This window comes from Telluria sp. AZSoR62, from assembly GCF_058111565.1.
Genome location: NZ_JBYTST010000003.1, coordinates 217,100 through 230,745 on the forward strand (window position 1 = coordinate 217,100; position 13,646 = coordinate 230,745).

At 65.5% G+C, this 13,646-nt stretch carries 12 protein-coding genes; all 12 read right to left on the reverse strand.

Features of this window, described 5'->3' with window-relative positions; all coding sequences use genetic code 11:
- Window positions 1-87: 87 nt before the first annotated feature.
- The 12 genes from accD to leuC all read right to left on the reverse strand — a co-directional run bounded on the left by accD (window position 88) and on the right by leuC (window position 13,447).
- Entirely contained in the window at window positions 88-960 is an 873-nt protein-coding gene (gene accD / locus AC3XQU_RS06895) for an acetyl-CoA carboxylase, carboxyltransferase subunit beta (RefSeq protein WP_489873401.1), read from the reverse strand.
- Window positions 961-1,279: 319 nt separating this feature from the next.
- Complete coding sequence (locus AC3XQU_RS06900; protein ID WP_489873402.1) at window positions 1,280-1,549, reverse strand: hypothetical protein; 270 nt, start codon at window positions 1,547-1,549, stop codon at window positions 1,280-1,282.
- Between the two features lie 295 nt (window positions 1,550-1,844).
- Window positions 1,845-2,642: a tryptophan synthase subunit alpha gene (trpA, locus tag AC3XQU_RS06905; protein ID WP_489873403.1), complete on the reverse strand. Its 798-nt coding sequence runs from the start codon at window positions 2,640-2,642 to the stop codon at window positions 1,845-1,847.
- Between the two features lie 53 nt (window positions 2,643-2,695).
- Window positions 2,696-3,940, reverse strand: coding sequence for a tryptophan synthase subunit beta (gene trpB / locus AC3XQU_RS06910; RefSeq protein WP_489873404.1), 1,245 nt, complete (start codon window positions 3,938-3,940; stop codon window positions 2,696-2,698).
- A complete protein-coding gene (locus tag AC3XQU_RS06915; RefSeq protein ID WP_489873405.1) occupies window positions 3,924-4,616 on the reverse strand; it encodes a phosphoribosylanthranilate isomerase in 693 nt (230 codons plus the stop codon). Before AC3XQU_RS06915 ends, trpB begins: the two co-directional genes overlap by 17 nt.
- 117 nt (window positions 4,617-4,733) lie before the next feature.
- Window positions 4,734-5,534, reverse strand: a complete 801-nt coding sequence (gene truA, locus AC3XQU_RS06920; RefSeq protein ID WP_489873406.1) for a tRNA pseudouridine(38-40) synthase TruA — start codon at window positions 5,532-5,534, stop codon at window positions 4,734-4,736.
- Complete coding sequence (locus AC3XQU_RS06925) at window positions 5,531-8,659, reverse strand: motility hub landmark protein FimV (protein ID WP_489873407.1); 3,129 nt, start codon at window positions 8,657-8,659, stop codon at window positions 5,531-5,533. The genes truA and AC3XQU_RS06925 overlap by 4 nt, the downstream gene beginning before the upstream one ends.
- A gap of 289 nt (window positions 8,660-8,948) precedes the next feature.
- Window positions 8,949-10,076, reverse strand: coding sequence for an aspartate-semialdehyde dehydrogenase (gene asd / locus AC3XQU_RS06930; protein WP_489873408.1), 1,128 nt, complete (start codon window positions 10,074-10,076; stop codon window positions 8,949-8,951).
- A 35-nt stretch (window positions 10,077-10,111) separates the two neighbouring features.
- A complete protein-coding gene (gene leuB, locus AC3XQU_RS06935) occupies window positions 10,112-11,182 on the reverse strand; it encodes a 3-isopropylmalate dehydrogenase (protein ID WP_489873409.1) in 1,071 nt (356 codons plus the stop codon).
- A gap of 10 nt (window positions 11,183-11,192) precedes the next feature.
- Entirely contained in the window at window positions 11,193-11,840 is a 648-nt protein-coding gene (leuD, locus tag AC3XQU_RS06940; protein WP_489873410.1) for a 3-isopropylmalate dehydratase small subunit, read from the reverse strand.
- Between the two features lie 37 nt (window positions 11,841-11,877).
- Window positions 11,878-12,003, reverse strand: coding sequence for a hypothetical protein (locus AC3XQU_RS06945; protein WP_489873411.1), 126 nt, complete (start codon window positions 12,001-12,003; stop codon window positions 11,878-11,880).
- Window positions 12,004-12,046: 43 nt separating this feature from the next.
- Window positions 12,047-13,447: a 3-isopropylmalate dehydratase large subunit gene (gene leuC / locus AC3XQU_RS06950; protein ID WP_489873412.1), complete on the reverse strand. Its 1,401-nt coding sequence runs from the start codon at window positions 13,445-13,447 to the stop codon at window positions 12,047-12,049.
- Window positions 13,448-13,646: the final 199 nt, after the last annotated feature.

The window sequence follows — 13,646 nt, forward strand, 5'->3', positions numbered from 1 at the left end:
CGTGCAGGGCACGGTAGGCGTGCGCGATGAACGCACGTAGGCGAAAGTCGCGGAGCGGATGCGTGGCATCGGCTCCGCGAACGGGGTTCAGGCGAGGACTTCGACTGCCTGGTTCTGCAGCAGGGCCAGCAGGCGCGCGATTTCTTCGCGCATCTTGCGGCGATCGACGATCATGTCGACGGCGCCCTTCTGGACCAGGAACTCGGCGCGCTGGAAGCCTTCCGGCAGCTTCTCGCGCACGGTGTTCTCGATCACGCGCGGGCCGGCAAAGCCGATCAGCGCCTTCGGTTCGGCGATCACGACGTCGCCCATGAAGGCGAACGAGGCCGACACGCCGCCCATGGTCGGGTCGGTCAGCACGCTGATGAACGGCAGCTTCTTTTCCGACAGCTTGGTCAGCATCGATGTGGTCTTGGCCATCTGCAGCAGCGACAGCAGGCCTTCCTGCATGCGCGCGCCGCCGGTGGCGGTGATGCAGATGAAGGGAACCTTCTGCTCGAGCGCCACCTGGGCGCCGCGCACGAAACGCTCGCCGACGACCGAGCCCATCGAGCCGCCCATGAATTCGAATTCGAAACAGGCGACCACCACCGGCAGGCTCATGATGGAGCCGCCCTGGACGATCAGCGCATCGGTTTCGCCGGTGGCTTCCATGGCCGACTTCAGGCGGTCCGGGTATTTCTTGCTGTCCTTGAACTTCAGGGTATCGACCGGCAGGGTTTCCTGGCCGATTTCATAGCGGCCTTCCGCATCGAGCAGCCCATCGAGGCGCTCGCGCGCGCGGATGCGCATGTGGTGATCGCACTTCGGGCACACATGCAGGTTCGACTCCAAATCGGCACGGTACAGCACCGCTTCGCACGAGGGGCACTTGACCCACAGCCCTTCGGGCATGGTCTTGCGGTTGGCGGCATCGGAGCGCTGGATCCGTGGGGGCAGCAGTTTTTCTAGCCAACTCATCTTTTTCTCCTTGCGGCAGTTCTTCGAGGTGGCGGTAGTGTAGCCGCTCGGAACCCGCTTGTCGAATCATGTCGCCCTGCCAATTAGCATACTGACATCACTTCCCTTCTCCTTGGGGTCAGAGTCAAATTGTTGAGCAATTTCCTGGAATTTCCCACAATTCGACTCTGACCCTAATTGCTGGGCGGCAGCGATGTTGCAAAATAATGAGGGTCAGAGTCGAATTACAGGAAACTTTTCAATTTTTCCCGATAATTCGACTCTGACCCTAATTACGTCCTGATTACGTCCTGGCCTTCTGAGGCGGCTGCGGCAGCGCTTACACCCGCTCGGCTATCTCGCTTGTCGTGAATTCCAGTCCGCCGACCCGCCTGGCAACCAGGTTATATAGCAATGCGGTGCCAAGGAAAGCACCGGCAGCGTAAAGCAGCGGCAGGAAGATCAGGAAGACCAGGGATGACCACTGCCCGCTCACCAGTGCTATCGCTGCCAGAACAAGGACGACGGGAATCGATATGACCAGGTACAAGGCTGCAATGACTTTGGATGACTGGGCAATGGAGACGTTCACAACCTGTTTTTTGATCATCTGGTCCTCTCTGTTGAATGGTGGAAATACCCAGACAATGTAAGGCACGCTTCCCGGCAAAGGTGCGGCTTTGCACAAGCGTGACTATGAGACAAAGCAATTGTTCGACCGAAAGCGCTTCGCCAAAATAATGAGGGTCAGAGTCAAATTGTTGAGCAACTTTATAAAGTTTCCCAATAATTCGACTCTGACCCTAATTATCAGCAGGTGCGCTGGAGTGCTAATGCATGAGGGTCAGAGTCGAATTGCAGGAAATTTTTGAAAGTTTCCCGAAAATTCGACTCTGACCCCAGGGTCAAGCGTCGAGGGCGGTGCGGATGGTGGTCGTGAAGGCGCGGACGGCGTCGATGGCCTGGTCTTTCGGCACCGATTCGAGTTCCTGGATGATGCGGCTGCCGATCACCACCGCGTCGGCCACTTCGGCCACGGCCCGGGCGGTGGCGCCGTCGCGGATGCCGAAGCCGACGCCGATCGGCAGCTTGACGTGCTCGCGGATGGCGGCGACGCGGCGCGCCACCTCTTCCGTGTCGATGGTGCCGGCGCCGGTGACGCCTTTGAGCGAGACGTAGTAGCTAAAGCCGCTGCCATATTGCGCCACCTGCTGTACCCGCGCCGTGGTCGAGGTGGGTGCGAGCAGGAAGATCAGGTCCAGGCCGTTTGCACGCATCGCTTCGGCAAACGACGCGCACTCTTCCGGCGGGTAGTCGACGACGATGGCGCCGTCGGCGCCGGCTTCTTTCGCGAGGCGAATGAAGTTGTCGGGACCGATACGCTCGATCGGGTTGGCGTAGCCCATCAGGACCACCGGGGTGGTGCTGTCCGTCTGGCGGAATTCACGCACGAAGGCCAGGACGTCGGTCAGGCCGATGCCGAACTTCAGGGCGCGCTCGCAGGCGCGCTGGATGACCGGGCCCTCGGCCATCGGGTCGGAAAACGGAACGCCCAGTTCCAGCACGTTGGCGCCGCCCTCCACCAGGGCGTGCATCAAGGGTACGGTCAGTTCGGGCGCCGGGTCGCCGGCGGTGATGAAGGTGACCAGGCCGGTCTTGTCCTGCGCCTTGAGCGCAGCAAAGGTCGATTCGATACGGGACATGCGGTTCTTTCAATGGGTTTCACGAAGGGAGAGGAACGACAGGCTGAAACGGTTCAGCCGAAATCGAGCCCCATCCTTTGCGCCACCGTGTGCATGTCCTTGTCGCCGCGGCCCGACAAATTGACCAGGATGAGCTGGTCCTGCGGCAGCGTGGCGGCCAGCTTCACCGCATACGCGATCGCATGCGAGGATTCCAGCGCCGGAATGATTCCCTCGATGCGGCAGCAGTCGTGGAACGCCTGCAGCGCCTCGTCGTCGGTGATCGACACGTACTCGGCGCGCAGCGTGTCCTTCAGCCACGCATGCTCGGGCCCCACGCCCGGATAATCCAGGCCGGCGGACACCGAATGGGTCTCGATGATCTGGCCGTTCGCATCCTGCAGCAGATAGGTGCGGTTGCCGTGCAGGACGCCCGGCACGCCGGCGCTCAGGGAAGCCGCATGCTTGCCCGTCTCGATCCCCTCGCCAGCCGGCTCGACGCCGACCAGTTTGACACCCGGCTCGTCGATGTAGGGATAGAAGATGCCCATGGCGTTGGAGCCGCCGCCGACGCAGGCCAGCACGTAGTCGGGCTGCCGGCCGGTCATGGCCGGCATCTGCACGCGGCATTCCTCGCCGATCACCGACTGGAAATCACGCACCATCATCGGATACGGGTGCGGCCCTGCCACCGTGCCGATGATGTAGAAGGTATGTTCGATATTGGTGACCCAGTCGCGCATCGCCTCGTTGAGCGCATCCTTCAGGGTCTTGGAGCCCGATTCCACCGGCACCACGGTCGCCCCCAGCAGCTTCATGCGGTAGACGTTCTGCGCCTGGCGCTTGACGTCTTCGCTGCCCATGTAGACCACGCACTCCATGCCGAAGCGCGCGCAGATGGTGGCGGTGGCCACGCCGTGCTGGCCGGCGCCGGTTTCGGCGATGATGCGCTTCTTACCCATGCGGCGCGCCAGCAGGGCCTGGCCGATCACGTTGTTGATCTTGTGCGCGCCGGTGTGGTTCAGGTCTTCGCGCTTGAAGAAGATCTGGGCGCCGCCGGCCTGCTCGGAGAAGCGGCGCGCGTGGTAGACGGGCGAGGGACGGCCGACGAAATGCGCCAGCTCGTAGCGGAATTCGTCGAGGAACTCGGGGTCTTGGGAATAGCGTGCGTAGGCCTCGTTCAGCTCGGCCAATGCATGCGACAGGGTTTCGGCGACGAAGCTGCCGCCATAGGGGCCGAAGTGCCCCGAGGTGTCGGGCAGCTGGTACGCGTTGTTCTTGAACAGGGCGGCGGTGCCGCGGCTAGGCAGTTCTTTCATGGGATGTCTCACTCGAAATGGTGGCGTCGGCCGCCCGCACCGCCTCGATGAAGTCGGCGAGCTTGCGGGCATCCTTGATGCCCTTCTGCGCTTCGACGCCACTGCTGACGTCGACCGCGAAGGGACGAACACGTACCACCGCGTCAGTCGCGTTTTGTACGCTCAAGCCACCACTCAAAACGACCCGAGGCGCGAGCTCTTTTGGAATGAGAGACCAATCGAAAACCTTTCCTGTGCCGCCGTAGGCATCGACCCAGGTATCGAGCAGGAGGCCCGAATACCAGGTGCTGGCGGCGCGGTATGCACGCTCGTATTCTAGCAGTTCGTCCGGAGTCGTGTCCGGCCGCACCCGGAAGACGCGGACAAAGGGGCGCTGCACGGCCGCCGCCAATGCCGCGCATTGCTCGGCCGTTTCGTCGCCATGGAACTGGATGAGCGACAGCGGGCCATGCGCCGCCACCGCCCGTACCTCGTCGATGGTCGCGTTGACGAACAGCGCCACTGCGCTCACATAGGGCGGCAGCGCGGCGCACAGCTCCCCTGCCCGCTCGGGCGTCACATAGCGCGGGCTCTTCGGGTAGAACACGAAGCCCAGCGCATCGGCGCCGGCGGCGACGGCCGCGCGCAGGTCTTCCTCGCGGGTGATGCCGCAGATTTTGATACGGGTGCGTTGCATGGCGATCCTACGTTAAACGAGCGTTCAACAAAGCCTTCAGGGCAAGGCGCTTCGTCGAAGGCAGTACTTTAGTACGGCAAGACGATGCAACGCCGCCATGGAGGTTTTGTTGGACGCTCAGAGCCAGGGTAGCGGAGACACTGCCTCTTGCGGCAGTCCCCAGCGTGGATCGTAATCGATTTTGGCCAGGTACAGGCCGTCCGGCATGAAGGTGGGCGCGGCGACGTCGCGCGAGCGGCTGGCCAGCACCTCGGCCATCCAGCCGGGCTGGTGACGCCCGGTGCCCACATAAACCAGCGAGCCGACGATGTTGCGCACCATGTGGTGCAGGAAGGCGCTGGCGCGCACGGTGAAGACGATCACGTCGCCGTAGCGCTGGATGGCGACTTCGTGCATCAGCTTGACCGGGGTATTGGCCTGGCAGCTGGCGGCGCGGAAGGCCGAGAAATCGTGCTCGCCCACCAGGTGGCGCGCCGCCTCGCGCATGGCGTCCAGGTCGAGCGGGCGAAATACCCACCCGGCACGGCCGGCCAGCAGCGCAGACGGGGTCGGGTGGTTGTAGAGCACGTAGTGATAGGTGCGCGCGCGCGCCGAGAAGCGGGCGTGGAATTCCAGGCCGTCGAGTTCCGGCAGGGTCTCGTGGGCCCAGCGTACGGCGATCGAATCGGGCAGGAAGGTGTTCACGCCGCGCACCCAGCTCTGGGTGGCGCGGTCGAGTTCCGTGTCGAAGTGGATGACCTGCTCCAGGCCGTGCACGCCGGCGTCGGTGCGGCCGGCGCAGGTCGTGGCCAGCGGCGTGCAGGCGAACTTCTCGAGCGCCATCTCGAGCCGGTCCTGGACGGTGTTCCGGTCGGGCTGTTTCTGGTAACCGTTCCAGCCCGTGCCGACGTACTGGAGACCTAGTGCAATGCGCCTCACGCGAGCAGGGAGCGCATCGAGCTGGCCTTGCTCACCTGTGCGCTGCTGCCGCCCTTGATGACTTCGTCGAGCAGCTCGCGCGCGCCTTCCTTGTCGCCGATCTCCTGGTAGGCAATGGCCAGATCGAGCTTGGTTTCCATTTCCATGTGCTCGGGCGACATCGCTCCGCCGGCCAGGGCTTCGCCCGGCTCGGGCAAGGCGGCGTCGGCCACCGCGGCATCGCTGGACGCCGGCAGGTCGAGGTCGATATCGGTCAGGTCGAAGGATGGCGCGGGCGCGGCGGGCGCGGCCATCGGCAGGTCCGGCAGCGCGAACGGATCGTCATCGGCCGCGAACTGCTGGTCGAAGGACTGCGCCGCTTCCTGTGGCTGGGCGGCGGCCGGCGGCGCGTCGAATTCGAAAGGCTCGACCGGGGCCGGGCTTGGGACAGGCGCAGCCTGGGCATAGTCGGACGGGCTGCCGAAGTCCATGGTGTCGAGGTCGAACAGCGGATCGTCCGCAACGCCCGACGCACCCGATGGCGCCGGGGCCGCGATGATCGCTGGCACCTCGTCATGGAAAGGCGTCGCCTCGGCCACGGCAGCCGGCGCGGCCGGGGTGGCCGGCATGCCGAAGTCCATCATGTCAAGGTCGAACAAGGGATCCGCATTGGCAGCCGGCGCCGCCTGGGACGCGGCCATCGGCACGTCCTCTTCGGTGACGGCAGGCAGCGGCGGCAGGTCGAATTCTGCGGCCAGGCCGGCCATGTCGACGTCCGCGCCCGGCGCAGTCATCGACGGCTGGCCAGCTTGCCCTTGTGGCGCGTCCGGCTCGCCGAAGCTCATGTCGAAGGCCATGTCGAAGGGCTCTTCCGATGCGGGGGCCGGGGCCGCCGTGATGTCGGCCGGGGTGACCGGATCGAGCGCGAAGTCGAGGTCGGGCACGGCGGTCTCGTCCTGCTGCGCGGAATAGGGGCCGCCCATGGCGATCGGCTCGCTGCTGGTCACCGGCTCGAAACTCAGGCCGCCCAGGTCGAAATCGAGCGCATTGTCTTCGGCGCGCTGCGCGGCCACGGGGCTCGCCGCCGGGACTGCGGTGGCATCCTGGTCGTGGTCCATGGCGGCATAGGCCGCGCCGCCGGCCAGCGCACCGGCTGCCGCGCCGGATACCGCGCCGGCGCCGAAGCCCGATGCCGGCCCGCTGCTGCGGAACGAATCTTCCAGCTGCTGCGAGAGCAGCGACTGCTGGTCGCGTTCCTGCGGGCTCGGCACGTGCGCCACGGGCGCCGCGCCGCCGGCGCTGGCATACAGCGGGTTGGATGGATCGATGCTCTGGCCCAGCGCCGCCGCCTGCGCCCATTCGTCGCCCTGGCGGCGGGTGATGCCCGACAGTTCGTTGGCCTGGCTCTCAAACGCACGCGTATCCTTGCGCGCGGCGTAGATTTCGAGGAGCTTGAGGCGCACCGCATGGCGCTCCGGATGATTGCGCAGCGCTTCCTTCAGGATCTCTTCGGCCTGGGCGTCGCGGCCGTAGGCGATATAGACGTCGGCTTCGGCGACCGGATCGACTTCGTTCGTGTCCAGCTGCGACGCCGACGGCGCGAAGCTGGAATTGAACACGCTGTTGCTGGTATCGACGCTCTGGCCGCCCGCTTCGGCGTACAGCGAATGCGCAGCCTTGGTCGGCACGCCCAGCACCGAGGGCTCGGCGTCCAGGATGCGTTCGTTGTCTTTCTTCTTCTTGCGGCGCGACAGCCCGAAGGCGCCCAGCAGCAGCACGGCAGCGCCGGCGGCAACCAGGTTGATGTTGTCCATCAGCGTGTCGGCCAGGGTCTTTTCTTCGGCCTTGACCTTTTTCTTCGGCTTGGCAGCGGCCTTGTCGGCCGGCTTGGCCACCGGCGCCGCCGTCGCCTCGACGGTCTTGCCGGCGGCGGCGCCTGCCGCTGCTCCGGCGGCAGTGCCGGCAGCGCCGGCTGCCGCGGCATTCTGGGTGTCGGTACCGGTGCGGCTCTTGACCGTCATCAGCGTTTCCAGCTCGCTGACATTGCGCTCGAGTTCCTTGACCCTGGCCTGGGCCAGCGCCAGTTCGCGCTCGCGCGCGATGCGGTCTTCGGCGCTCGCGGTATCGCCGGCGGCCCCGGCGGTGGCCTGGGTCGCCTTCGACAGGCGCAGCTGGTCCTGCGATTCGTTGGCGGCGGTCGCGCGTTCCTCGACCTTGGCGGTGATCTTGCCGGCCGCGCTCTGGCCGGCCTGCGGCGTGCGCTGCGGCGCGGCGCTGGCCACCTGGCCGGCGAGCTTGTTGCGGTAGGCGTTGAAATCGGCGGCATGGGCCACGACGACGGCGTTGGCCTCGCCTTCGCCGCTGCCGCGCAGCGCGCCGGCATCCGGCACGCTCAGGATCTGGCCCGATTTCAGGCGGTTCATGTTGTTGCCGATGAAGGCGTCCGGATTGGCGCGGTAGAGCGACACCAGCATCATGTCGAGCGAGATGTCGGCCGGCTTGAGCCGGGTCGCGATCTTGCTCAGGGTGTCGCCCGGGCGCACCCGGTAGCTCGACGGCGCATCGACGGCCGGCGTCGCGCGTGGGCTTGGCGCAGCCGTCTCGCGGCGCGGCTCCTGCACCGGGGCGGCCGGCGGCGGCGTGGCCGCGCGCGGCTGGGCGGCAGCTGCGGCTGCGGTTGCGGTTGCGGCGGCTGCGGCGGCCGGGCGCTGGGCCTCGGCGGCCACCTGGGCCGGCTGGGTGGCGCGCAGCTCGGCCGGGTCGAGCAGGAAGGTGTATTCGCGCACCAGGCGACCGTTACTCCACGACAGCTCGAGCAGCATGTCGACAAAAGGCTCGTTCAGCGGCTGGGTCGAGCTCAGGCGGATGAACTGGCGGCCGGCGCGGTTCTCGACGTTGAAGCGCAGCGACAGCAGCGCCGGATTGAATTCGATATTGGCCGCGCGGAAGGCTTCCGGCGAGGCCAGTTTCACTGCCAGGCTGGATGCGTCTTCGCCCGCCGTGGTCGTCAGTTCGATCTCGGCGCGCAGCGGCTGGCCGAGGGCCGACAATACCGTCAGTTTGCCGAGGCCGGCGGCCGCGGCGACAGGCGACAGGAGCACGGCACTGGCGACTGCCGCGGTGACTGTTTTCAGCGCGAATGCCATGAGCGGAGGACGATGGGAAAATGACATATTTGGCAGTGAAGATAGTTGGCTCTGAGCAAGAAACGCCCGGGGAGTCTCAACATAACACCATGCTTTGGAGCATGCAAGCATCCTGCGCACATCCATCGCGCAGCAGGGGATCATGTGTGGCCAGAACCACCCCCACGGGCCAATTTCGATAGCGTTTGATTACCAGCTCTTGGCATTCTTGCAGGAGGTTTGGCAAAGCTGCCAACATGCCCCGCTTGGGTAGCGGCAGGACGGGCCGGGGCCCGTCCCGCACCGGGTTTTACTTGTCCAGCACGATGCGCAGCATGCGGCGCAGCGGTTCGGCCGCGCCCCACAGCAGCTGGTCGCCCACCGTAAAGGCCGACAGGTAGTCGCCGCCCATCGACATCTTGCGCAAGCGTCCCACCGGGATGCCCAGGCCACCGGTCACGGCAGCCGGCGACAGCTCGCGCATCGAGGCTTCGCGCGTGTTCGGCACCACCTTCACCCACTGGTTGTGCGAGGCGATGATGTCGTTGATCTCATCCAGGGGCACGTCTTTCGTGAGCTTGATGGTCAGGGCCTGCGAATGGCAGCGCATGGCGCCGATGCGCACGCACAGGCCGTCCACCGGAATCGCGCGCGTGCCGAAACCCTCGCCGCGGCCGAGGATCTTGTTGGTCTCGGCGCCGGCCTTCCATTCTTCCTTGGACTGGCCATTGCCCAGGTCCTTGTCGATCCACGGAATCAGGTTGCCGGCCAGCGGCACGCCGAACTGCTTCGTTTCTTCGCCGGAGAGTCCATGCTGGGTGGCCAGCACGGTGCGGTCGATTTCCAGGATTGCCGAGGCCGGATTGTCCAGCAGCGGCTTGACGGCGCCGTTGATGGTGCCGAACTGGGTGAGGAGCTCGCGCATGTGCTGGGCGCCGCCGCCGGACGCGGCCTGGTAGGTCATGGACGTCATCCACTCGACCAGGCCCTGCTCGAACAGGCCGCCCAGGCCGATCAGCATGCACGACACGGTGCAGTTGCCGCCAATGTAGTTCTTCACGCCGCGCGACATGGCGTTCTTGATCACGTCCTGGTTGACCGGGTCGAGCACGATGACGGCGTCCTCGTTCATGCGCAGGGTCGAGGCGGCGTCGATCCAGTAGCCGTTCCAGCCGCTCGCGCGCAGTTGGGGGAAGACTTCGCTGGTGTAGTCGCCGCCCTGGCAGGAAATGATGATCTCGCATTTGGAGAGTTCGGCGATGTCGCTGGCGCTCTTCAGGGTGGTTTCGTTCCTGGCCATGCTCGGGGCCGCGCCGCCCGGGTTCGAGGTGGTGAAGAACACCGGCTCGATGTGGTCGAAATCGCCCTCCTCCTGCATGCGCTGCATCAGGACCGAACCCACCATGCCGCGCCAACCTACCAGGCCTACTAAAGTCATTGTTCTCTCTCAGGTATGAAAATTTTGCGAATATTTTACCGGAGGGCAGCGACCACCGCGTCGCCCATCTCGCGGGTGCCGACCCGCTGGGTGCCGGCCTCGAAAATGTCGGGGGTGCGCAGGCCCTGCGCCAGCACGCGCTTGACGGCGGCCTCGATGCGCTCGGCCTGCTCCACGCGCCCGAACGTAAAGCGCAGCATCATCGCGGCGGACAAGATGGTCGCCAGCGGATTGGCCACGCCCTTGCCCGCGATGTCGGGCGCCGAGCCGTGCGAAGGCTCGTACAGGCCCTTGTTGTTGGCGTCCAGCGAAGCCGAGGGCAGCATGCCGATCGAACCGGTCAGCATGGCGGCGGCATCGGACAGGATGTCGCCGAACATGTTGCCGGTAACGAGCACGTCGAATTTTTTCGGCGCGCGCACCAGCTGCATGGCGGCGTTATCGACATACATGTGCTCGAGCTCGACGTCCGGGTATTCCCGGTGGACCTCGGTAACGATGTCGCGCCAGAACTGGAAGGTTTCCAGCACATTGGCCTTGTCGACGCTGGTCACGCGGCGACTCCGTTTGCGCGCGGCCTGGAAGGCGACGTGGGCGATGCGGCGGATCTCGCCTTCGGCGTAGCGCATGGTGTCGAAGCCTTCGCGCTGGCCCGCAAACGGGCCGTCCGGGCATTCGCGCACGCCGCGCGGCTTGCCGAAATAGATGTCGCCGGTGAGCTCGCGGATGATCAGGATATCCAGGCCCGCGACCACTTCCGGCTTGAGGGTCGAGGCGCCGGCCAATTCCGGATACAGGATGGCCGGGCGCAGGTTGGCGAACAGCCCGAGTTCGCGGCGCAGCCCGAGGATGGCCTGCTCGGGACGCAGCGCGCGCTCGAGCGCGTCGTACCGGTAATCGCCCACCGCCCCGAACAGCACCGCATCGGCCTGTTTCGCCAGCGTCAGGGTCGATTCCGGCAGCGGGTGGCCGTGCGCGGCATAGCCGGCGCCGCCCACTTGCGCGGCCTGCATTTCGAAGGGCTCGCCCAGCGCATCGAGCACCTTCACGGCCTCGTTCATGATCTCGGGGCCGATACCGTCGCCCGGCAGGATTGCGATGTTCATGCAGGCTCTTTCAGATCGTGTTGGCCAGCCAGGGCTGGGCCGCCAGGTGACGTTGTTCGAAGCCGCGGATCTCGTCGGCATGGCGCAGGGTCAGGCCGATGTCGTCCAGGCCGTTCAAGAGGCAGTATTTGCGGAAGTCGTCGATGGCGAAGCCGTAGGACAGGCTGCCGTCGATGCTCCCCACCAGCTGCTGCTCCAGGTCGACCACCAGACTGAAACCCGGCGTGCGCGCCACTGCCTGGAACAGCTCCTCGACTGCGCTTTCTTCCAGCACGATCGGCAGCAGGCCGCTCTTGTAGCAGTTATTGAAGAAGATGTCGGCGAAGCTCGGCGCCACGATGGCGCGAAACCCGTACTGCTGCAGGGCCCAGGGCGCATGCTCGCGCGAGGAGCCGCAGCCGAAATTCTTGCGCGCCAGCAGGATCGAGGCCCCGGCGTAACGCGGCTGGTTCAGCACGAAGTCCGGGTTGAGCGGACGGTTCGTACAATCCTGGCCCGGCTCGCCGTGGTCGAGGTAGCGCCATTCGTCGAACAGGTTGGGGCCGAAGCCGGTGCGGCGGATCGACTTCAGGAACTGCTTCGGGATGATGGCATCGGTATCGACATTGGCGCGGTCGAGCGGCGCTACCAGTCCTGCGTGTACGGTGAATGTGTCCATCTGCCTTGCCTTATCGTGCCCGTGCGGGCTGGTTTTCTTATTTGCCGCCGGCGCCGGTGACGACCTGGCCGACCTTCTGCACGTCCCGGCCAATGCCCGAGATGGTGTTGCAGCCGGTGAGGACGAAGGCTGCCAGTGCTGCGAGTGCGATTGCTTTTTTCATGATGATCCAGTGTTGATAGAACGGTTAAAACGGTATTAACGCATCAGAGTGCGCGTACGTCGACAAAGTGGCCGGCGATTCCTGCCGCCGCCGCCATCGCGGGCGAGACCAGGTGGGTGCGGCCGCCCTGCCCCTGGCGTCCCTCGAAGTTGCGGTTCGAGGTCGAGGCGCAGCGCTCGCCCGGTTCGAGGCGGTCGGCATTCATGGCCAGGCACATCGAGCAGCCCGGTTCGCGCCATTCGAAGCCGGCGTCGAGGAAGATGCGGTCCAGTCCTTCGCGCTCGGCCTGCTCCTTCACGAGGCCCGAGCCCGGCACCACCATGGCCAGCTTGACGCTGGCCGCGCGCTGGCGGCCGCGCACGACGTCGGCTGCGGCGCGCAGGTCTTCAATGCGCGAATTGGTGCAGGAGCCGATGAAGACCTTGTCGATCATGATTCTCTCGATCGGCGTGTTCGGCGCCAGGTCCATGTAGGCCAGCGCCTTTTCCATGGCGCCGCGGCGCACGGCGTCCGGTTCCAGGCTCGGGTCGGGTACGCGGCCGTCGACCGAGGTGACCATTTCCGGCGATGTGCCCCAGGTGACCTGGGGGCGGATGGCCGAGGCATCGAGCGTCACGACGGTGTCAAAAGCCGCGCCCTGGTCCGAGTGCAGGGTGCGCCAGTAGGCCACGGCCTGCTCCCATTGTTCGGCTGCCGGCGAGAACGGGCGGCCCTTCACGTAGTCGATCGTGGTGTCGTCCACCGCGACCATGCCGGCGCGGGCGCCCGCTTCGATCGCCATGTTACAGACCGTCATGCGCCCTTCCATCGACAGCGCGCGGATGGTCGAGCCGCCGAATTCGATGGCGTAGCCGGTGCCCCCGGCGGTGCCGATTTCGCCGATCACGGCCAGCACGATGTCCTTCGCAGTCACGCCCGGACCCAGGAGGCCGTCGACCTGCACCAGCATCGATCTCGATTTCTTGGCCAGCAGGGTCTGGGTGGCCAGTACGTGCTCGACTTCCGAGGTGCCGATGCCGTGCGCCAGGCAGCCGAAGGCGCCGTGGGTGGAGGTGTGCGAATCGCCGCAGACCACCGTCATGCCGGGCAAGGTGGCGCCCTGCTCCGGCCCGATCACGTGGACGATGCCCTGGCGCTTGTCGTTCATGTCGAAATAGGTCAGGCCGAAGCTCCTGGCGTTGCCGTCCAGGGTCTCGACCTGCAGGCGCGAGGTGGGATCCAGGATGCCCTGGGCGCGGTCGGTGGTCGGCACGTTGTGGTCGGCCACTGCCAGGTTGGCGGACGTGCGCCACAGTCCGCGTCCCGCTTCGCGCAGGCCTTCGAAGGCCTGGGGGCTGGTCACTTCGTGCACCAGGTGGCGGTCGATGTACAGGACGGTGGTGCCGTCAGGGTCGGCACGCACGACATGGGAATCCCAGAGTTTGTCGTAGAGCGTTTTTGGCATGGTCAATCCGTAAGCGTGCTCCGCTGATGCGGGGCCGGATTTTGATTATGCCATAATTGTGCACTGCCGCACCAAGAGGGGGCGGCGCATTTTTCTGCCAATCAACGGTAACTCATGCAAATATAATTTGCATAGACAACTCAACGTGCAAATAAAAAAAGCCTGCGCGGCGTGCACAGGCTTTTGTATGCGCTTTTGT